The organism is Ureibacillus sp. MALMAid1270 (assembly GCF_049202975.1).
Taxonomy (GTDB): domain Bacteria; phylum Bacillota; class Bacilli; order Bacillales_A; family Planococcaceae; genus Ureibacillus.
This window is the reverse complement of sequence record NZ_JBMIRP010000057.1, coordinates 1-22,933: the sequence shown is the minus strand read 5'-3', so window position 1 is coordinate 22,933 and position 22,933 is coordinate 1. Positions and strand designations below refer to the sequence as shown.

At 31.7% G+C, this 22,933-nt stretch carries 17 protein-coding genes; 2 read left to right on the top strand and 15 right to left on the bottom strand.

The annotated features are described in order from the left end of the window. The first annotated feature begins 158 nt into the window (after positions 1 to 158). Complete coding sequence (locus ACOQFO_RS07160) at positions 159 to 1,610, top strand: TOTE conflict system archaeo-eukaryotic primase domain-containing protein (protein ID WP_421689010.1); 1,452 nt, start codon at positions 159 to 161, stop codon at positions 1,608 to 1,610. 145 nt (positions 1,611 to 1,755) lie between these two features. Here the strand turns inward: ACOQFO_RS07160 and ACOQFO_RS07155 are convergent, their stop codons facing one another. The 14 genes from ACOQFO_RS07155 to ACOQFO_RS07090 form a co-directional block, all read right to left on the bottom strand. Next, entirely contained in the window at positions 1,756 to 2,148 is a 393-nt protein-coding gene (locus tag ACOQFO_RS07155) for a TIGR02391 family protein (protein ID WP_421689009.1), read from the bottom strand. Between the two features lie 27 nt (positions 2,149 to 2,175). Beyond that, positions 2,176 to 2,559, bottom strand: coding sequence for a hypothetical protein (locus ACOQFO_RS07150; RefSeq protein ID WP_421689008.1), 384 nt, complete (start codon positions 2,557 to 2,559; stop codon positions 2,176 to 2,178). A 127-nt stretch (positions 2,560 to 2,686) separates the two neighbouring features. Further along, positions 2,687 to 3,373: a hypothetical protein gene (locus ACOQFO_RS07145; RefSeq protein ID WP_421689007.1), complete on the bottom strand. Its 687-nt coding sequence runs from the start codon at positions 3,371 to 3,373 to the stop codon at positions 2,687 to 2,689. Positions 3,374 to 3,409: 36 nt separating this feature from the next. After that, positions 3,410 to 4,918 carry a zinc-ribbon domain-containing protein gene (locus ACOQFO_RS07140; RefSeq protein WP_421689006.1) on the bottom strand — a complete coding sequence of 503 codons (1,509 nt, stop codon included), beginning with the start codon at positions 4,916 to 4,918 and terminating at the stop codon, positions 3,410 to 3,412. Positions 4,919 to 5,250: 332 nt separating this feature from the next. Next, complete coding sequence (locus ACOQFO_RS07135) at positions 5,251 to 7,392, bottom strand: DEAD/DEAH box helicase (RefSeq protein ID WP_421689005.1); 2,142 nt, start codon at positions 7,390 to 7,392, stop codon at positions 5,251 to 5,253. Between the two features lie 11 nt (positions 7,393 to 7,403). Beyond that, complete coding sequence (gene brxD / locus ACOQFO_RS07130; protein WP_421689004.1) at positions 7,404 to 8,687, bottom strand: BREX system ATP-binding protein BrxD; 1,284 nt, start codon at positions 8,685 to 8,687, stop codon at positions 7,404 to 7,406. Between the two features lie 21 nt (positions 8,688 to 8,708). Continuing rightward, the gene (locus ACOQFO_RS07125) at positions 8,709 to 11,138 is read right to left on the bottom strand and encodes a PglZ domain-containing protein (RefSeq protein ID WP_421689003.1); all 2,430 of its coding nucleotides are present in this window, start codon (positions 11,136 to 11,138) and stop codon (positions 8,709 to 8,711) included. A 4-nt stretch (positions 11,139 to 11,142) separates the two neighbouring features. Further along, on the bottom strand, positions 11,143 to 15,240 hold the full coding sequence (locus ACOQFO_RS07120) for a hypothetical protein (protein ID WP_421689002.1): 4,098 nt from the start codon (positions 15,238 to 15,240) through the stop codon (positions 11,143 to 11,145). Then, positions 15,237 to 15,695 (bottom strand): hypothetical protein, encoded by a 459-nt coding sequence (locus ACOQFO_RS07115; RefSeq protein ID WP_421689001.1) that lies wholly within the window; start codon positions 15,693 to 15,695, stop codon positions 15,237 to 15,239. Before ACOQFO_RS07115 ends, ACOQFO_RS07120 begins: the two co-directional genes overlap by 4 nt. Beyond that, entirely contained in the window at positions 15,682 to 16,467 is a 786-nt protein-coding gene (locus ACOQFO_RS07110; protein ID WP_421689000.1) for a hypothetical protein, read from the bottom strand. Before ACOQFO_RS07110 ends, ACOQFO_RS07115 begins: the two co-directional genes overlap by 14 nt. A 17-nt stretch (positions 16,468 to 16,484) precedes the next feature. After that, positions 16,485 to 19,778 (bottom strand): Eco57I restriction-modification methylase domain-containing protein, encoded by a 3,294-nt coding sequence (locus ACOQFO_RS07105; RefSeq protein WP_421688999.1) that lies wholly within the window; start codon positions 19,776 to 19,778, stop codon positions 16,485 to 16,487. A 13-nt stretch (positions 19,779 to 19,791) separates the two neighbouring features. Beyond that, a complete protein-coding gene (locus ACOQFO_RS07100) occupies positions 19,792 to 20,373 on the bottom strand; it encodes a hypothetical protein (RefSeq protein WP_421688998.1) in 582 nt (193 codons plus the stop codon). Between the two features lie 193 nt (positions 20,374 to 20,566). Next, on the bottom strand, positions 20,567 to 20,926 hold the full coding sequence (locus tag ACOQFO_RS07095) for a hypothetical protein (RefSeq protein WP_421688997.1): 360 nt from the start codon (positions 20,924 to 20,926) through the stop codon (positions 20,567 to 20,569). A gap of 114 nt (positions 20,927 to 21,040) precedes the next feature. Next, on the bottom strand, positions 21,041 to 21,406 hold the full coding sequence (locus ACOQFO_RS07090; protein ID WP_421688996.1) for a hypothetical protein: 366 nt from the start codon (positions 21,404 to 21,406) through the stop codon (positions 21,041 to 21,043). A gap of 318 nt (positions 21,407 to 21,724) precedes the next feature. Here ACOQFO_RS07090 and ACOQFO_RS07085 point away from each other — a divergent pair, with 318 nt between their 5' ends. Further along, positions 21,725 to 21,886, top strand: coding sequence for a hypothetical protein (locus tag ACOQFO_RS07085; RefSeq protein WP_421688995.1), 162 nt, complete (start codon positions 21,725 to 21,727; stop codon positions 21,884 to 21,886). Positions 21,887 to 22,114: 228 nt separating this feature from the next. Here ACOQFO_RS07085 and ACOQFO_RS07080 read toward each other — a convergent pair whose 3' ends face one another. Next, a complete protein-coding gene (locus ACOQFO_RS07080) occupies positions 22,115 to 22,630 on the bottom strand; it encodes a hypothetical protein (RefSeq protein WP_421688994.1) in 516 nt (171 codons plus the stop codon). Between the last annotated feature and the right edge of the window lie 303 nt (positions 22,631 to 22,933).

The window sequence follows — 22,933 nt, the reverse complement described above, 5'->3', positions numbered from 1 at the left end:
GTATTTCACATTTTCACGAAACTCGCCACAATTATGTTCAAACATATTAATCTGGTCTCTTTGCTCTTATGATATAACAATATTAAGCCGTTAACTTTGTATTAAGGGAGAATATTAAAAAAGAAAATTTGATTAAAGAATAGAAAGGACGTGATTTTTTGGATGAATTAAATGCAGTTTTGGACAAATTAAAGGAGTTATTCATTACAGTAAGATACAAGTACATCAAACAAAATAACGATGGCAATGGTTATCAAACTTTTAATGCGTATGAAAACAAAAGTCATAAACGTCTGCACGATGGATTTTTAGTGTCGCACTTAATGAGAGAAAATACATACGGGATTTTTTGCAGAAAAACACTAACAAAATTTATGACATTTGATGTAGATGTCCCCGATAAAACAGAGGCAAAGAGGGTGGTTTTGGCTCTCTATGAATCTTTAAATGACTTGGGTATCCCTACCGATAAAATCTTCACAAGTTGGAGCGGTACTAAGGGATATCATGTCGATATTTACTTTTCAAAGGAAATTCCATACAAGTCTATGGAAAAACTATATAATGCTGCGGTTGAATCAACACTAAATCTTCTTAATGGAAATATAAACGGAAAAATAGAAAAAAGACCTTCTCCTACTCAAGGCTTAAAACTCCCTCTGAGTATAAATTTTAAAAATAAAAATCAACACGATAATATTTGCTGGTATGTTGACGTTCACAATGGCTTTAAACCTATCCGTTCCTTAGATTTTATTTTAACAATACAACCTATAGATGCTGATGTTTTAAAGGATTTAATTAATGATTTACCAGATAAAACTGACTTATCCCGGATTCTTAAACCCGTGAAAAGAGAAATTAGTCCAGACCTAACTAATCTAGACTTATCCAAAGAATCTCCGAATTCATTAGCGTCATTATACAAAAATGGCATAAGGACACCGAATTCCAGAAATGCTTCTCTTTGTAAACTAGCCATCTATTTTAATACCCTAAAGATTTCAAAACAAGAGTGTGAGCAAAGGCTTAATGAATGGATGGAGAAACAAGATCCAAAATATTATCAAACTCCACTGAAAGAATGCTATCGAGAAATTTCACGGATTGTTAATCAAGTTTATAATAAAAACATAGGGCTGACTGAGGGAAAAACAGAGATTACAGTGACCAGAAGTGAAATGTTAACTATTTATCAATATCCCAAAAAGTTACACCTTACAATTAACGCATTACTAATTCATTCCAAACGCTTCAGAGATAAGAATAGACAATTCTATATGACATATGAACAAATAGCGACTGCTGCACGATGCTCTAAGAACAAAGCAATTGATCATATTAAAGAACTTGAACAGTTAGGTTTAATAAAGGTAACAAGGAATCCCATCTCTGGATTGCCAGAAAATCGGCCGAATACCTATGAATTAAATCTTAATTGGCTCGAAGCGGAAACAGAAATTACAGTTACATTATCAGTTGATAAGGTAGATTCCTATCGTGATATTAGAACAACTCTAATAATGAAAACATTTCCTAACAACGAATGGTGGAATATTAATGAGATACTTACTAATGCAAAAAAGCAACAAGCAACAACAATACAATAAATTAAGTACTTCTATACAGTTTTATTCAATTTTATCTAATCATATTAAAATGGACGAATTTAAAGAGTGAGAATTTCTCACTCTTTTCTTGAAACACAAATTAAACAAAGTTACATCGGCTTCCTGATATTCCAACACAGAAAGTTTATTCCCAATAAATAGACTTATCTATTTGGCGAAATAAGAAACTTAACAAAGAAAGAATATCTAGAGCATCCTTGACATCAATCGGCCATTCTAGGGCAAGTTCATGCCCTTTAGGATTACGAATCGCTCTCATAACACCCATACAAAGGTGCATAATACCTTCTTGCTCATTGCGATTTGTTTCAGTTACTTGTTTATTTAGTTTTAAACTACCTTTCATTGATAATGCTGCACTCATTAAATCTGACCCATGTTTATCTAATTTAGCCTTTTCTGAGACATACTTATCAAATGCCTTGCAGCACTCAAAGACAGCGTGAAAATATCTTTCTTCCGGCAAAAAGATCCCTTCCGTGCTTACGAATCTCTTCATGGTAATTCCTTGAATCAAACGCTTTTACCTCTTGTGAGTTTCTATTTAAACTTGTATCTTTTTTCCTGTGTAAACAATTTTGCCGGTCTCGATACTAATTTTAAGGCCATAAAATTTTATAATCTCGTTTACTTGTCCGACAATTTCCTCATGATAATCGCCATTATTAATAAATTCTTGAGGGTTACAAAGTACTTGAATGATTTTCGCTACCTGATATTGTCCGGAGGGATAAGTTTGGATTTCTTGTAACACTTGGTAAATAAATCTCCATTTTGTTGTTCCATCATGCTGATATTGTGGAAATCCTGCTTTTTGGAAAAAACCCGTTATACCCGATCCAGTGTACCTATCTCCTATTATTTTAGAGAGTTGTTCTAATGCCGATAACTCAAATGGTTCAATTGTAATAGTTGCAGATTTAGTCATTTTGATCACCTTAAATATTAAGTGTAATTGAATAGCAATTTTAATATTGCATAATTTTTAATAATAATTGAAAATGCTCTTGATATTAGCCCCATTAGTTTACAATGTTGAAAAATACGGTTTACTTTTAATTACCTAAATATTTATTAAATATTTCCATGAAAGGATTATATCCAGTTACAATTGTGATTATTGAACTGAGTAAGCCAACTACAATAATAACAAAATTTATAAACTTTATTATGATATTATTAGTGAACCGATAATAAGTAGCATACTTAATTAATCCACTCCAATATAAAAGGAGAATTGGTATTTGCACAAAAAATTGAACGCCCTCTCTTAACCAGATAAAAGGGTTTTTTAACTGTGCCTTAAAATCTTCCAGTCTATTTTCTAACCTTCCTATATACCTTAATAGCACATCATCAATCATTGTGAGGTAGTTTTGGACTATACTATTCTGAAGGCTGTTATAGCCTCTCATTGGGTCTCTTGCCTCATCTCTTAATGTAGGAAGTGCATTTACGATAATTTGATATGTGTTATATTGAATGTTTGAATACGGGGGAATAAACCCCCTTGCAATTCCTAATTCCCCAACCTTGGCTTGCATTTTTGGCCCTCTCATTGTTAGCCATTCATAGGCCTCGTAATTCTCCTTTCCTTTGAAAATACTATTACCATATTCACGAAACTTGTTTAGATACTCATATGCTTCATCTAGATTTTTTGATTCAGTACGACCAGCGCGAATTATCAAAGAAACACCTATTATCAATAATGCTAGAAGCACAAGAACATAGTTAATCAAATATTTCACCTCTTAAAAAACTATTAGTTAGCAAACTTAATCTTTAACTCTACAAATTTTACATCTTGAACTATTTCTTGAATTTGGCTCTTGTTGCCAACTACATCCGTTTGAACACCGCCACCAAATGAATTGCCTTGCGTATGCCCCAACCTCTTCAGGAATAACAGTGTTTTTTTCAAAGTCCCATTGGGCTAATAAATAGGGCTTTTTGGTTATTATACTTTTTTCAATTGAAACCTTATGAGGTTTGAACCGTCCGATTTCTTCATAACATATTCCACAGCCTCTTCCCCCACTACGTTCATATACGTATGCCTGATAGGTATGTCCTCGATCACAGTTCCAAGTAGCATAGTAATGAGAACCCGTAGATACTTCGTCTGACTTCTTATCATTCTTAGTTTGGTGCCATTCTTTGGCTAGATCTGGCCGCAATGTTGCTAATGAATTTGTGTTATTAACCCTTTTACCTGCACAATAAGGGCAATTTTCTCTTCCACCAGTACGTTCATTCACAATTTTATCGTATGAGGAATTGCAGTTTGGACATATCCAATAAACTTTTTTATTAGAACGACCATGTATTTTATCGGGGGTAATCATACCATTCTTTTGGTAGTGCCATTCTTTTGCAATACTTGGATATAACGTTAACAAACTATTATCTTGAGTAACCTCCGAGCCTTCACAAAACCTGCAACCGTGTCCTTTTGTACGACTAATAATTTTCGAATCATACTCATGACCTTTATCACATTTCCACCAGACAGAATAGTTTGATTTTGCTTTGAAATGTTGTGGTAGAAAAGGTTGATTTTTTTCAAAGTGCCACTCTTTTTCTAATTCCGGATACATTTCCAGAAGATTATTCTCTTGGACAACAGGAAGTAATTGTCCAAGAATTGGGATTGTGTCTTTAATGATATTTACTTCTTCTTTGAATTTATATATTAACTGCTGTCGAAATTTGTCAATATTCTGGATATTACATAATAATAATAAGACATCCTTAATACATTTATTTACTGAAGGTTCTCCATTTCTGTGGTATAAGTAAACTTGCAGTTCTGAATGTATAATTCCTAAATCCTTCAATTTACCTTCTCTAATTCGAATGACATAATATCCTTGTTCTAAAAGGAGTCTCGTCTTTTCACGATCCCTATCCAACTGTTTTCTATGATAAAAGTAACCATCATATTCAATTACGGTATGGATAGATGGAATGAAAATATCTACTCCCTTAAAACGGTCATGTTCGATTTCAAAATCTAGTATTGCATCGGAAAATATTTGTTTTATGTAATAAAGAAGTGCAAGTTCTGGAAACGAATGGTTCCATCTTTTATTACAATTTGGACATTCTGTTTTATGAAGGGTTCTGTTAGCCACTCGTACCTTCCAAACAAAATTACAATTTGTACACTTCCAATATGCCTCAAAGTCAGAGCCATATGAAACGTCAAAAGGTGACTTTTCTCCGTTTTTGGTCGGGTGCCATTCACTAATTAATGATGGTAAATACTGACCTAATGATTTCAAATTCACGCCCTCCCAGAAAATAGAAAATACTACTTTTATATAATAACAAATGAAACTCTCGTAATCATTTTTGTTACACAATGTAATTAGTCTAACTTTTTTATAATCTTAATTGTTATGTAGCCATTAAATAACTTAGATTATAGATTTTTACCCATATTTTTTTGGAAAATAAGAAAAGACTCTCTCTTTGAATTTTTAGTTTTACAAATTAACATGTTATATAGGAATATACGTTCCTCTTTTTACAAAATTAAAAGAGTAGAAATTTCTACTCCAAATATGATAATGGTTTCGTTTACTTTATATAATTCTCCCTTTTTTCCATGTAGTTAAATCAAATCTTTAACTCCTCTTATCTCAACTCTATTTAAGTACTTTAAGGTCATGTCTATATCATATACATACTCAGCCGACTGCTCTTTTCTAAATTTTATTGGTAGGTATTTTTGATATTTTGAAAAGGACACATCTGGTACGATCTCCTTAAGTTGCAATAGTATATCTTTGTTGTAAAATTCACCATTCTTGATATGATTAATCACTGCTGTTATTTCAGTTAATTCTGGCAGCATATCTCTATTATCGCATTTTAATTTAAATCCCTTCCAAGATAAATTACTGATATCAAAACAATTGCTAGAAGTACGAATAGAATTGGCTAATGTATAATTTACCTGATTACCAGCAAATGTAGTAAAAATATAACCATCTTTTCTTTCTTCAATGATTAAAGTATTATCTTGTAATCCTGACATCCTTAGTTCTTCACGATATCTAGATAGGACTAATAATTCATTTGAATTTAAAAATTCGTAGTCTTCTTCAGTAGTAACTATTTTTAAAATTTCTTGAGCAAGTTCATAAGAAAAAAACCTACTATCTGACATCCATCTTGGTGGAAGAGAATGTTTTGCCTCCTCTACATAAACAATAGACCGTTCATAATCAACTTTTAATGTTTGCCAGTGGGCCCCTGCAAGAGTAAATTGAAATTCATCTCCAAGTGCATTAACATACCATCTTTCTAAAGTGCCAATTGTTCTATTTTTAAAGCGTACCGTAAACTCTTTATTCGTTTCAAAAGTTGTGTAAAGTTCCATAAAATTACTTCGTCCAAATTTCTTTTCTGTTTCGGAATTAATAAATATATTGTCCCTTTCAATTTGGATAAATTGTTCTTCAATCATGTGATTTAGTAATTCATAATAATCTTTTTGAGATATCGCAGAAAATGGATAGGACTTGTTTAAAATCTTGAAGGCTAGTTCTTTGTTTATTCCCATATACGCTAAGGAAAGCATCAGAATCTGATGAAACATTAAATCAAATGATTTTTTGGTCACTTGGACATTTTCCACCCAACCTTTCATTGCCAAATTGAGAATGGCAATTGAAATCACAAGTTTTTCTTCTTGTGTTGGAAAAAACACAAAATGTCCTACACTTCCCTTACGCCGCCCTGTTCGTCCCATCCTTTGAAGAAAGGATGAGACAGAGTAAGGCGAATCAAGTTGTAATACAACATCTAAGTCCCCTATATCAATTCCTAATTCGAGAGTACTAGTTGCAATAATAGTGCTGTTTTTCCCTAACTTGAATTTTTCTTCCGCAACCTCCCTAAAATATTTATTTATAGATGAATGATGTACATATGATTCTATGCCTTTCTCTTGCAGCACATTTTTAATACCTTCTGCACCTGTTCTGCTATTTGAAAATAATAAGGCTTTCTTCCCAAAGGCTCTCTTATACACTTCAATTCCTAATTGCTCATCATCATTAACATATTTTATTTCAATTTTCTTTGGCTTGTTCTCTTTAGGAGGATCAATCACACCTCTTGGACGATTACTGCTACCTTGTAGCCATTCACTTATTTGTTCAGGATTCCCTACCGTAGCGGATAAACCAATACGTTGTATATCATGTTTTGAATATTCTTGTATCCGTTCCAAAACGGCCATTAAGTGAACTCCTCTTTCTCCATCAGCAAATGAATGAATTTCATCTACTACTATCGACCTAACATTTCTAAAGAGTTCATCTTTGTTAATTCTTTTGTTTACTAGAATAACCTCTAACGATTCTGGAGTAATCATTAATATACTAGAGGGGTCTTTAAAATACTTTTCTTTTTCACCTCTTGTAACATCACCGTGCCACTTAAAGGCACTCCGATATACAAAAGATGATAGATTATTTAGTCGCTCTTCTTGATTGTTTAATAAAGCCTTAATAGGAGAAACATAAATAACCGAAAGGCCATCTAGCCCCTCGGTATGTATATTATGAAGTACTGGAAAGAATGCTGCTTCAGTCTTTCCGCCGGCTGTTGGTGCTAAAAGTATCAAATTCTTTCCGTCAATCACTTCAGGTATCGTCATCTCTTGAATCGAAGTTAAATTTCTCCAACCTAGTTTTGAAATAATGCCGTTTTGTAGAGGTTCACATAACAAATGAAAATTACTCATTTAATCATCACCTAAAAGTTTATTATATGTGCTGATTCATTTTCCGTTTCTTCGACTAATTTTCGGACATCAGCATTAAATTCAAATTTTTCATCTGGTATATAGGTTTCATACATCTCTGACTTATCTAATATGTCAACTAACGTTCTTAAAAATCCTCTTGGCTTTATGGCTATTTCTCCACCAAATCCTGTTGTCATTTCGTTAACTAGATTTCCCAAGAATGCATCACTAACTTTACTTTGAGCATCCCAATTAAAAACGTCCGCATGAATGTCTCTTACTTTTCTTGCAACCGATAATAATTTTTCTTTATTAAAAGAATCAAGGAAAATAACCGGTTGTCGTAGATTTCTGTACTGCTCATCCCTATCTACTTTTAGTCTTTGATGCAGAGGTTCAAGGCTTTTAATTCCCCGTTCACTTTCCATTAACTCAGTGGTTCCCGTGTAAAGGAAATAACAGTTAGGAAATCCATTACTATCAGCCTCATCTATAAACAATCGTAAATTTTCATAAGCATTATCTCTCATCTGCTTAGTCATTAATTTCTGTACAGTTTCAACTTCATCGAACAGAATTAATAGCCCATTATACCCGGTTGCCTTAATCATATGTAATAACGCTCTAAAGAACTGAAAGGCATTTTCTCGATTTACCTCACCTGTAACTTTTAATTCTGACTTATATTCTCTTGGAACCTTATCCCCTTTTAGCCATGCAACTGCTGCTTGAGAAAGCGCAGAGTTCCCTTCATATTTTGCGTTATAAAAAGACCTTACTGCACTAGAAAAGGATGCCGCTATTGCTCCTATGACTTGAAGTTCATGGTCAATCTGCTTGGTCATCCCTGCATTAAAAGATTCACGGTCTTCATCAGGATCTAACCCAGTTAATTCAATCACTTTATCCTCAATACTTAATAACCATTCTTCCAAGATAAATGTAAATGCAGGAACATTTTTGTTGTCCTTAACTCGCATACCATCCATAATTTTTTTATAAAGAACCTCAAATTTATGAAGAGGTGCCTCCTGAGAAATTACGACCGAAGAAACGACGAAGTTTTTATCAAACGCTAATTCTCTTACAGCGGTACTAAAAAAGGTTTTGCCAGAACCATAATCTCCAATGACAAATTTAAAATCTGTTCTACCACTGTGTACCTCATTTATCTGGCTTTCTATTTGCTCTAGTTCTTTATCAATACCTACTGCAATTTTTTCTGTACCCTCAGCAGGAACTGTACCATTTCTTAATGCCTTTATTATATTACTTGTAACAGACTCACTCATTTAATTTCACCTACCTTAAAATTATCGTACTAATTTATAAACAATAATTTCGCCCGCGGAACTGATATCTAACTTTAATTCTCCACTCCTTGCTAATTTTCGGTTCAAGCGCTTCATCATACCATCTACCATGCCTGCTTCACCGAATCTATTAATAAGCATACTTTCGATATCTCTAGTTGTTAATTGATTTGTTCGACTTAAAGTATCTAATATTACTTTTTCTTTGTTATTTAGAGAGAGATTTAAATTTATTTCCTCTTCTCTTACAATTAATTTAAAACTACTGTCATTAACTGGCTCATTAATAGCCATGTGAATAGACTTCTTAGGTTTAATGTGAACAAACGGTAAAATTACTTCTTCAAAACTTGCTCCTCCATGGCTATATAAATCTCGTTCTCCTCCACCATAATAGTAGCCCTTATCCGTATATGAAAGTTTATACTCACCTATCTTAATACTTTCGGGAACTTCATTTGATGAGACAACATATCTCGATTTTACCTGACTTGCATCATCCACTTTTATATAATTATTAACCTTTGCAAAACCATGGTCGGATGCGATTACGATATGAACATCTTCAGGTAGAGTATTGATTAACTCTCTGATACTTGCTTCAAATACCTCTTTCTGTCTTTTATAAAACACGGACAGCCCTTGTGTAGAGGAATGACCTTCCTTATCAAACATATTAAAAATAAGAATGTTAATACGCTTATCCATTAATAAAGAATCTCTTACTTCTTGTTGTCTTGCTTCACTTTCTGATTTTGTTATATAATTAATTTCGCTACTATATCTAGAACGAATGTTATTATAGATGGCTTCACGGGAAAGAGAGGTTATTGATGGTAACATGGCTAAACTATGACCATTATATACTTCCCTTTCGATTAATAAGGATTGGAAATAAGGTTCAACAACTTTCTTCCACGCGTCATATCTCATACCATCAAAAATAGCAAATACCACTTTACCCGTTTCTACTGGTATAAAATTTGAGATGCTATGGTTTAATATCGGTTGCTCTGAACCGTGTTCCAACCAATTAGGATAATGATCCTCAATAAACTTCGCAAATGTTTTTCTAAATACGTTTAAAATATTATTTAATCTTATTTCTAACGCCTCATACCTTCTAGATTCAATAAATGATTCTGCATCCAAACTATATCTAATTTCACTGAGTTCATATTCCAAGTCATATAACTTTTCAGTAAAGAGTTGATACCATTGGTTATAATCATTTATAGAGTTAATTAAATTGACTGTGTCCCCTTCCAATTCATAAATATTATCTAACCAAGTAACTAGGGATTTTAAAAACGTTTGTGCACTTTTTACAGAGTTAATTTGATAGGGGATACCTTCAACTATATTTGATACCTCTTTTAAATCCTCAAAGGAATATCTATATAATTTTTTTGCACCTTCTAAATTAAAATCTTTCAAAACACTTTTTATTCCAGTAACGATTGATGTTGGGGAATTTTGATTTTCCTTAACGAATAAAACATAATCTTCTGCCTTTTGATATAAGGAAATATCACATTTTCTAATCAGTTTTTCTGCTTGGTCTCGCTTTTGTAGATATAATTTCTTTTCTTTTCTTTCAACTCTTTCTGCCAAGGCAACTAATTCATTGAAATCTAAATCTTTCAACTCTGTGTAATCATTTCCTAAAACTTTTTGTAGGTTTTCATCTGTTAATTGATTAAATTGTTTTAAAACTAGAGAAATCCATATCGATTTGTCGAAAGGTTCAAATAGGGAATTTCTTATTATATTTCCCACAAATTCTCCATGGAAGTATTTAAAGACTGTAATCATTAGATTTTGTAGGTTGACCTCAACATCTAACGGCTTATTTAAACTATAAACATCTAAAATGTTCCGATAGTATATATAGCAATCTGCCAAATCAGATAGTTTAGTAGCATCCATTTCATAAATTGCGGATAAAAGAATTAGGTCCGTTTCTTCCCGATTAATATTTTTCTTAGGGATAGTCTTTCTATACATAAGTAAACGTTCAAAGGTTTTTTCTATGTCACTTGCTGCATAGTCATTTATTCGCTCATGCCAGTTTAGACCTTGCTCAATTTGATTAAGAAAATCCTTTAAATTGACTTCATGAATAACCTTTTTATAAGCACGTTTAGTAAAATCTTGTATTTTCATTATTAATTCTGACTTATTAACAATAAAAATATAATAATCATCTTTATTTAAGCCTTGTTTTAAATGTTCAAACCTTTTTCTAAACCCATGATGGTCTTCAATTTTATAAACATGGTGGGGATATAGAAAAGAAATTTCTATATCCTCAATGTCCGTAAATAAGCCATTATCATCCCTTAGAACTATAATTGGATGCATGGGAACAGTATCTTTTATCAATTCAATATATTTTGCTAAATAATACTTATAAATTTCGTTTGCCATTTTATCAATCCTCAATGTCTACAAACTTTATATATTGATCATCTTCAATATTTCCCTGTGCATCAATCATTTTCTTAAATTTTAGCAACAACTCTCGTTTTGGATATGCCTTGTTTTTAAAGGCTTCAATAAGTTTGTTAATATCACGTTCAACTACTTTTGCATCCGCACTAAGGGCTTCATTAATAAATACAATTAACTCTGGATGTTCTTCCAATAATGCACGGTACTTATTTGTGATATTTTCATCTAATTCTAACTCAAGCATTTTTTCAGCCAATAAAACAACACTCGTTTGCTTTTTTATCTCCTTGAGGTAATCTATTCTTTTCTTGATTTTATCTCGATTAAATGTTTCTGTTAATGAGATCATATATTTTTTTATTGCTTCATTAATTGATTCAATAAATTCTGCTGGACTGTTAACTATGATTTGGCTGCCTAGTTCAAAACCACAAGTACACGTCCAATTACTTTCTAGGAACCTAGAAGGAGATTCATGACAAGCCTTGTTCCACTCTTTTGCTAAGGCTGCCTGAATATTAATAAAGTCATAATCGACACTAATATTTTCAATTTGGTTAATCTTTTCAAGGAATAAGTAATCTTCACTGTGTCTTATATCTTCTATGGCTTGGAATACTTCCTGATTATTTTGCTCATGATGCTCAATGATATAAAGTTTTTCATATTGCTTTTTTAAGGCTCTAAACTCTTTTAGTAACCTTTCTTTTGCATTATCAAATATAAATGCATCTCCGACCATTAAATAACTGTCAACTATGCCTTTTTGCTCTCTAAGTGTTTGATACTTATTCGCTGAAGGTATTATTAATTTGTTATCATTCATCTGATTGAATACCATTACTACTTCCGATTGGTTGCTTTGTTCGGTTGTCTCAAAAAACCAATCAACAACTTGTTGGTAGGCATTATCAAGTTCTTGTAACTTACTAACCTCAAATAACTGCAAATTTTGGGATATAAAGTATTCTAAGCCATCTTTTGACCCATTTAACTCCTCCACACTATCAACAAATTGTTTTATCGATTCAACAATTGAGTAAGTTTTATTAAAACTACTTTTATCAAGGTGGATATCACTTTGGAATTGTTCAATTTTACGAAGTAGTAAATCGACATTATCTAGCGTTTTTTGTTTATATGCTACTAAGTCTTCCCATAACTCCTCTTGGTAGGCTAAGTCTTCCTTTTCAAAACGTCGACCAAATAAAACCAAAGTTAATTTCATTAATGGTTCGATAAATTTGGTGTCAACAAACTGTCCCAATTGAAATTTATGAATTCCGGTTTTTAATGGAAGTTTTACTTGTGATAATTGTATTCGTTCATCACTCTTCACTGGAAGTAAATAACCCTTTTTCATAAGTAGCGAAAATAATAATTCAACCGTATTTTTATCTGGACCGAATGATGATTTTCGCACTGTCTTATACAATTCGTTATAAGTTACCTCTCCAGAGTTGGAATTCGAGACAGTATCGATTACTAATTTTATTAACTTATTATCGTTACTATTTAGTCTAAATTTTGTTTTCCCCTCAACTTGTTCAACCTCTCCAAACTTTTGAACAATGTGTGTAATAATCCTCTGCTCATTATGAGGTGCCTCATTAAAATCCTTTACTCCGAATATATAATTGCCAACGAACCTGTTAAGCATTTGCTCAGATAGTGGAATATACTCTTCAGGTCTGATAAAAGTATGATCACTAAACGAATGTTTTAGAGCGGCTGAAATAATTGATTGAGTTATTTTGGTAAATGATTCTGATAATAATTTTGAATCGTCCAGTTCACCCTCATACGTAAAAACTGAACCATTTAAATACAAGTTCTGCAAAATTATTTGGACATTATCTTCATCTCTGTAAATTGTCTCTTGTAGTTTTTCAATTGCCTCTTGTAACTCTTTTGTTGCTGAGTATTCATACTCTTCTTTATAATTGTTAAGTACTTTTAAATGGGCGTAATAACGTTTAAGTTCTTCAAGGTCCTTTTTTCCTTCTTGACTATCTAGTTGTTTTGATGGTAGCCAGCAAATGATATTGTTCAGTAAACGCTTATCTAATTCTTTTGTTGTATCTTTACTACCACCAAATAGACTTAAATTAGAAACATTTCCCTCTAATATAGAATCTGTTGCTTGTTTGAAAGATTGCTTTTGATAATCAATATCCAAAAATGTACCAATAAACAGATAGTAATCAGTTTCAGAATCCTTAATATTTCTTAAAGCACGATTTAATATTTCCTTTTTCGCTATATCATCTATACGGCCATATTGGATTATTCCTTGGCGTTCAGTATTATTCCATTTCGCAGCGGTATAGGTTGAAGGTTCGTTGTATTGAGAGATCGGAAGCGGCTCTCTCACAAGTGCCCTCATTACTTCATCCACAATAATGGAACTATTCTTGCTTTCAAGTGTATTTAAAACCTGCTTTGTATCATTCTTAATCTTTGTTACTACACTAGTGTCCTTACTAATATAATAAATATTATCTCCGGCATTTTCTTTGTCTATAAACTCGATATAACGCCCTTTGTCAAACATTTTATAAAGTAGTTTGTTAACTTTACTCTCTGCTAAGTCACCCTCAAGTTTAGGATATTGGATCATATAAGTTAAATCCCTTACGTTGTAGTCCTCTTCCAAATCCAATACCTTTAATAGAGTCATCAGATTAATTAATTTAATAGCGTGGTCCTTCTCTTCCCCTTCGAATAATTCACTTATTCTTCCCTTTGCATCACCTTCAAGCCCCATATAGTAAGCATAAATTATTTCAAAGATTTCTCTTTTACTCGCATCCTCTTTTATACGATCCTGAAAATGAGTGTATATACGGTCAGGGGTTACTAAATGCATTTCGTCTCTATCTAATATACCTTCTCCGTCTTTATTACCTTTTACTTCTGTCAATATGAAGTCAACAAGCGACCTCTGTCGGGATAAGAATCGAAGGGACTTTGACAATAGGTTTAAAGTTTCAGGGTGCAAAGGGTATGTTTTAAGAAATTGGTTAAGATCGGTTTTTTTAAAAGCATTGTATTTGTCTTCAAGAATTGTAGCAATTTCTTTAATTCTATCCTTATTATTTTTAACTATTAATCGCTGATCAATAATATCTTCTACATCTGTTACAGTTAAACGTAACTGATTTTCAGAAGGGAAACGGTCCCTCATTAACTGATAAACATCAGGTACCGTAATATCATTCAACGCGTTAAGAAATGAACCAATTATCCAAGCGGGTAATTTACTTTCATACTCTAATAACTGTTTTAAAAATAAAGCGTCATTTCTAGCGTTATTTCCTCTATCATTTAGATATTCAGATAATTCATCGATTAACACCAAGAGTCCATCAAAATCTTCTTCCACTAAATAATTAAACAAATACTCTATTCGTTCTGTACGTCCTCGATCAGGATTAAAGAAAGAAATCTTTTCCTTGTTAATAAATTCTTTGGCTGCTCCTGTTAAGGATCGTTTACTATTTAGTTTCTCCTTAATATCATACCAACTTCTATATTTCTGATTAGATTTCTCACTTATGAAATCCGAAAACTTCTGGTTAAAATTATCATTGCCAATAATCGCCTCTTCAAACTGACGAATATAATCGCTTTCATCTGTAAAAGGAAAACCCGTTATATCCTCTGCTGCCTTAAAAAACATATCTTCTAAGGAAACATTTGCTCCTCCTTCTTCTGCAACAAGCGGTACAGTAAATATCTTTTTACCTTTCACAAATGTTTTTCCCTTATTGATAATTTCACTTTTTATTTGCAGTAAATCAAATGCATGCTCATCTTGCATCAATAATCCAATTACAGATAAAAAGTGTGATTTACCTGAACCCGGTAAACCTGTAATTTGGAAACCTTTCCCCTTATCAGGTGCTGTTACAATACTATAGAAGAACCTTTCCAAATTTTCCGCTACATTACTAGTGATGACATAGCCTTTAAGGAGTTCCTCAATCTTTTGTTGGTCTGCATCCTCTGATAAATTCTCTTTTAACTTTACAATTTTATCTATATCGGGTACTTCAATTATATCCCTAATCTTCATTGTGATCCTCCTCCCCAATGAATAACACTGTATGCTTGTGATGGTACAAGTTCACTATATTCCTCTGGAACTATAACAATGATTGTCCTATTATCTTCTGACTCCCTCATTAATATTTTTAACCATTCTGTTTGGTTTTCAGCAAATAACCATTCACAGTGGTCTATCACTAGTAGATCCTCTGACTTAACATTAAAAAGTTCGGAAATAATATTAACAGAATCGTACTCAAATTCCTCTGGGAACATGCTATATGTTTCAATTTGTTCTTCGTTTAATTGACTTTGTAAGTACACCCCTAAATCAATGTAATAGTTGTCCCAAGAATCGCCAAATTGTTCATTTAAAAAACTTTGAACTCCCTTTGTCTTACCATTTTGGTGTTCTCCGATAATAAAAAGCAACTTCCTTTTTGCCATTGAAGATATTTTTGAACTTATTTTATTCTTCAACATTTTCTATCACCTTTTTAACAAAGTCATCTAATGAAGAACATGTAAACTGGTATTGTTCATTTGCCCCCATTTTATGGAATTCTAAATAGTTATTTGTAATTAGCCATTTTATATATCTATCTGCCAAAAAACGGTCAATTAATAAATATTTAAATGTCTCTGCATTATGTAACCTTTCTGTCCTTGGAATTCGATTATCCTGAACTACAAAAAATTCATAGTATAAACTAAATGCAACTGTCTCATTTGTTGGTCGCAATCGTTCATTCACAACAAAACTAGTTTCATTTTTTAAGGGATCTTCTTTGGCAGATATAATATTAAAATCCTTTAGGATAGTTGTTAAAACCGATAATGTTTTCTCAACCGAAGAAGTTTTATGTTCTATCATTCGCTGCGTTAAATAATCCATTAGTTCAGTCTTTGTGAAATGCTTGCATAACTTGCCTGAATAAATATCCTTTAACACAATTTGAAGTGTTAAAGTTTTAACAACAGTCATGTAAAACAATATTTCCTTCTTGGTTTGGTAACTACCGATTTCACTGAGTATTTCTAGAAAAGGAGTGTAAACAACTTGTTCCTCTTCCAAAACTACATAACGCTCAAATAGCCTTCTACGATATTTTATTGATGTGGACTCGCTGAATGGCATTACATCCTCAAAATATTGCCGTACAGCGTCTTTATCTCTTTCATACCTTATATACTCAAGTGCCTGTAGAGTTTCATCTACAGGCACTCTTTCTGACATGGGCAATATATGGTCCATTTAACTAGCCCTCCAGTCTAATCAAAAGCCTTCCTTACCTTTTCAGTAAGTACTTCTAAATATTCCTCTTTATCTTTAAAGACTAATTCTTTTAAGGATTTCAAGGCAGCCTCTGCTTTCTTTTTCGTCTTAGACAATCCTTCAAATATAGTTCCAACAAAGTTCGCTTCATTTTTTGAAGTATAATAGTTGACTAAATCAATAAAATACCTTTTATGCACTTCATCCTCCCAATCAGACAGTCCATATATATTAGTATCATATTTAACAAATTGTTTATTTTTACCTTTGTTTTTCACAAAAGAACTCCAAGTACTTGCTTGATCATTAATTGCTTTTTTTATGATTTCTTTTTGTTTTTTAACTGGAAAGTCTTTCTTATAATTCTCCATTGCAACTATTAATTCGGGATTAATCTCCAATAATTTCTCACTTAACTTCGTTAAAGAGGTATATTCCATTTCTTCCCTCAATAAATTTAGTGCTTTCTTGCGAATTTTAGTGTCAATGGTCTCGTATACCTCAGAAAAGTTATAGAATATCCAAGGTTCTTCCTTTGCATTTTCACTGGAGTAATTTTCCCTAAGATAGTTAATTGTAATTAGATGTGAATTGTACTTTTTGCTCATATCAGTTAATGATAAATTATTATTAACATGTTCGTTAATGAAACTCTCTGGGTCCAATATCTTTTTAATTTCATTTATGGTTTTAGATAATATTTCGCTTTTTCCTACAGCGCCATTACTACTATAGATTATTTCCTCTTCTTTTGACATTTCCATATCACTCAATTTATAAATACTTTTAATTTCATCTAAATCCATTTCATAAATATCAAATATATTTTTATTTATTTCCGTTGTAAGTAAAGATATTTCTCCTAAAAGTTCTCCTTTTTTATCAAGATATTTTTTGATTTCCATAAAGTCATTTTTCATAAATATTTCAATTGACTCTTCTTTAAATTGCTCTAGTTTTGAATACCCTTCAAATAGTTTGTCATAAAGTATCTCAAACAATTGAATTTTATCGGTCGATATTTTTCTTATGGGTAAATATTCCAAGTTTACAATCTTTACTTCAGCAAATGCTTTCTTTTTTTCTGGAATTACTGTTTGATAATAAAAATTCATTAATATTGAATTCAATAAACAAGTTATATATTTTTGGGATTTAATCGATGATTCCTCTTTAGGATACATTAAATGGACTGAATGACGTGTAATATACTTTTGATTTTCAATTGCACTAATAAGTTTATCACCTGTTTGACGAACTACTATCTTTTCTCTAGAAAATATATCAATTGTTCTAAGTGCAAAATCAATTTTCTTTTGCTTCGTCTTTAGGCTCTTTAAATCAATTTTCTCCCTTATGTCTTTGTCGTAACATATAAATAACCCACCCCAATTTACATTAAATCTTTGTATATCCTTACCCTCTATAATTGGTAAGTACCTGTCATCTAATTTGTTATCAGACAGTAGCACATTAGCAGCATTACCTGTGTTAACTCCGTTCTTTATTTCAAAAATATCACCAAGAGGGACTGTGTTTTGTTTTATTTTGGAAATAATCTCATAACTTGAAGAACTGCCTATAGTAAAATTATAGTTGTTGTTATTTAGGAAATTAGACTGGCTTAATTTTGTAAAATTCAAGTTTTGTAACTCGTCATTGTTATTTACTTTAGCCACATCTATTTCATAGTTATACTCTAAAGATTGTTTTTCCAAAACAAATATTGCATTTCCCCCTGTTTCCGCCATATCAAATACTTTTGAATTTATTTCAATTAGTGAATTGATTTTTAGATTATCCAATATAAATTTTCTTATATTTTTAAAATAATAATTATCAAGTACGGCCCGTGGAGTAATATATGATAAACTTCCGTTTTCTTTTAAAACATCCATTCCCCGTTCCATAAACAAAATATAAGTGTTCATTTTATAGTCGGAAAATTTATAGTTTGTGGATAAATACCCTTCATAGATATCCTCTAGTAGTTCCGTGTATTTACCACCAACGGTTATATATGGTGGATTACCTACAATATAGTCAAATTCATTTGACCAAAAAGCCCCTTTATTAACTATCTCATATGCTTCTTCAAAGGATGGAGTTAAGGTCTCTTTTACCCCTAGAATATTTCTATGCTTAACTTCCAACAATAAATCCCCTGTTTCTAATTGTTCCTTTAGTGATAACCATTCGTAATCTCTTTCCCATTTAATTAAACTGTCACATTCAATGATATTTAGTTCATCGGTTATAAAGTTATCCAAGTCTTTTAACAATAGGTTAATTGTTGTAATTTGTAGTGCAAATCCATCAATATCTGCGCCATATATACAATGTTTTAATAAATGATAGTGCAAATACTTTTTAGACCAATAGTCAATTCCTTTAATATTGAATTTATTATCACCAACTGATATTTCATAGATTTCACTTTTATATTTTTCACGTAGCCTATCAATATTCTCTTCAAATTTCTCTCTTAACAAATCGTATGCCATGGTTAAGAAGTGACCAGATCCACAGGATGGGTCCAATACCTTAACAAAAGGGTTTGAAATAATATCAACATTTTTAACTGTATTTTCTAAGATATACTCAATAACAAAGTCTGGTGTATAAAATTGCCCCAATGCTTTACGTGTATCACGATCCATAAAGTTCTCATAAACGTCTCCTAAAACGTTATCTGATGAGTCACCAAAGTTATATCTTGAGGTATCTAAAACTTCAATAATATTCTTTATTAGTGATTCGAAATCATAAAATAACTTTTTGCTATTTGAATCTTCATCACCAAATAAAAGTTCTACATCTTTTTTGTTAGGTATTAGCCAATCATACTTATCCTCTTTGTACAAAGTAATATTATAATAAGATCGGTTCATGTCTTTAAAAGCAAATCTTATCAATTCAGACAGACTGTAATTTGAAATGAGGCTTGTCCACTTTTGTAATCCAAGCATAGACAACTTTTGCCCCGCATTAGTATTAATTTCTTGGTCCATGATTTTATCTTCATCATTCAACATGAATCCTTTATCTTCACATATACGAATAAATAAAATTTTATTTAGCAATGTATAGGCAGATCGATGAAAATACTGTATATTCCAAGACTCTTTTTTATCCTCTGCAGAAATATTTTCTTTTTTATATTCCTCAGTAATCAAATTCACAAAATATGGGTCATTGATATACTTATAATCAAAAATATTTTTATAAACAATTACGATTTCTTTATGTAATTCCTTCAAATCATTTATTAAGCGAATTTTATTTAACATATTGCACCACCTTTTATATCAAGCCTAATTGTTGTAATAAGAAATTTACTATAGGAGAAGGTTCATAGAAATTTTGAAGTTCTTCCCTTTTTTCGGAACTAAATAAACTGTCTATGAGTGTTAATGATGAATTTTCATCTAAGGTTGAAAAATTATACCTAGCCAGTATTGGGATATGTTTATTCAAAACTCCATCTGATTTACTTCCAAAAGCATCATCGTCGTAAATTGTATCTTTAAATATGTATCCAAGATCCTGCTCTCTTTTTACATCGTTAATGGCGAAATCAAATAACAAATTGTAATCTTTTCTAAAATTCTTACTCATTTCATGCCAAATCTTCAATCCGTCCTCATTCAACTTAGGTCTTACCCTAGCCATCGATTCTTCGATCATACGAATTAAGACATATTTCAAAACTGTATGTATTGCGGCCTTTTCAACAAAATATTCCTTAAACCTTTCTGAACTAAAGCGTCCTTTATATTCTTCTCTGAATTTCTCTACATTAACTGAATTCAAGGTAGAAATTAAGTCTTGTTTTAGCAATGATATTTCATCTAAAAATTTTTCTTGGTTGTCTCTAATATTCATAAATAGCCCCCCATAAGAATGAAAATCCATCTTTTTTCCTATTTTATCATAGGTAACCATTATATGGACCTGTTTTTAACCGCTAACGACTGTAATTTTGTATTTGTCAAGTTTATTTTGCCATACTCATAACATCTTAAAACTGGTTCTGTCATTTGTACATTCGGTCTATCTACGAAAAAGGTCTTTTTACTTAAGATTCCTTTTGGTGGTCAATTATATTTTTTATATAATTAAGTTCTTTTAAATTACAGTAATATTTATGTCCATCTTCAACAGTAATTTGCACTGGATAATGTTCACTAGACTCATCTACTTTTACGTCAAAATATCCATTAACTCCAGAATGAACAATGTCACAAATATCCTCAACATAAAAGTTTCTAAGTACCATTATCAAATCCCTCCTACTAAGAATGAACTCATCTATATCACCACCATCATAAAGTTCTAATAGAACGGTATCGCCTGTTACATAGGTGATTGTGACTCTAGATGAACCATTATAAAAATCATTAATTTCGACTAATTCTTCTACACTTAATTTAAGCAATATTTCCACCTCCTTTTACGTTTATTTCAACATCAAAGCGATGATTACTGCATTTTTCGGATTAGATTTTTATAATTTATATTCGGAAATTTAAACAATCAAAAAGACAAGGATTCACTCCTCGTCCTTGTCCAAATAAATAGGATTCAATTTTTCAACCACTTTTAAACACTCAAAGATTGCATCATCATCCAGAATATACTCGCTCAAAATAGCATCTATATTTTGCTTAAGATTTTCAAAGGTTTCAAAAACATTGTCTCTAATCTCTGTATTGAAAACTTCGGTTAAAGATTCCTCTTTATTAACCTTTGCTAGCCTTTTGTCGAACACAAATAAAAAGTACTGATATTGAGCGAACCCCTTGTATTGCTTCCAGTTGATTTTTTTAAAACGTGTAATGATAAATTGGTAATCTTCGTGATGGAATTCAACAATTTCATTTTCCATTGTTTTTCTTGAGTGATTTGTTCTTTGCAAGTGTATCTCCTCCATTATCTTTTGAAAATTTATACATGATGACTCTTCAAGATAATGAAGTAAAAACCTTGTTTTTTATGGGAAGAAATACATTTAGGATTGACTATAATACTATGTATTACTTCCATGCCTAAAGTTGATTTAAGAGACTGATTAACCCCGATTTTTGGGCAAAAAAACACCATCTACCTAAATTAACGTGGGTTTTGTTACAAGTGGGTAAATTAAGCGTTTAGACGCACTGGAACATACATTTATATTCGGTTAAAATAAATATGCTACATCAATTTCAGAATAATGAAGGGAGAATAAATTATTATGGTAGCCGATCCAAATGATTACACAAATCATCCAGACGATCCAGAAGGTAATTGGGATTATGGTTCACGTCCAGACGTCGAAGAATATTTCGAAAGAGACGGCAATCTTGACCAATATGACAAAGATTATGATAAATGGGAAGAAGACCAGTACAAATAACTAATTTAACTTCTTGAACTATTCAAATTAATGGTAGATTACAACCGGGAAAAGAAAAAGATAGACTATTTGCGAAGTCAATTACAGAAACTAAAAGAGGAACAAGTTGCCCATATACCGAACTTGTTCCCTTAACGTTTTATAAATTCGACTTGTTTATCCACTTTTCATTGCCAATCCCTTCCTTTATTCTACCCCTATTTGTAATACGGTTCGCCAAACAAGGAATTAAATGAGGAACATGAAACTATCGATTTTATCTTCAATACTATATTTTCCATTTAGTTCTATGTAGTGATTTAATAGTTTTTGTATTTCTTCTTTGGTAGAAGCATCTAATAAATCATCTTTGAAATCCTGATACTCTTCCTCGTCTTCTTCCTCAATGTAAGCAAGATCAACTAGATGATCAACTAAATCCCATTTTATATACTTTAAAAGTTCTTCTTCGGTATCACATAAATCCCTAAATTCTATTCTTTCTGCTTGAATCACAATATCACCTTCATTTTCATCAAAAAGGGTTAGCGCAAAGTTATTCTCATCAAGGTATTTATATAGTTGGAATGGGGATAATTCATTGAACTGATTTAATGGAAATTCATATTCATTTTCACCTGAAATAGTATTGCAATCTACTCGATAGCATTCCCCAGCCTTAGTAATTATAATTTTTTGCCCATGTACTCCATGGATGTATTCTAAAATAAAATCTTTATTATCCTTTATTTTAATTTCTCTCATAATATATCGTCCTCCTCTTTTCTTAATAGACTCTCGGCATTCGCCGAGCTTTGTGGTTCAAGGATTTTACTCAAACCAATTTATTTCATCCCTCCTATTTTAGGTGGGATTTTTTAATGTTCATTTTTTTAAAACTGGAAATTAATTATCAAAATATTTCCTCGAATTCGACAAGAAACACTTGACTTTTCAAAAACACCACAATAATCGCCGGTGAAGGGATTATTTTCCCTTACTACTTGTGATTGAGGTGCCAAAATGAAACCAACGTTTATTGCACACGAAACTTATCAAAACTTCGTT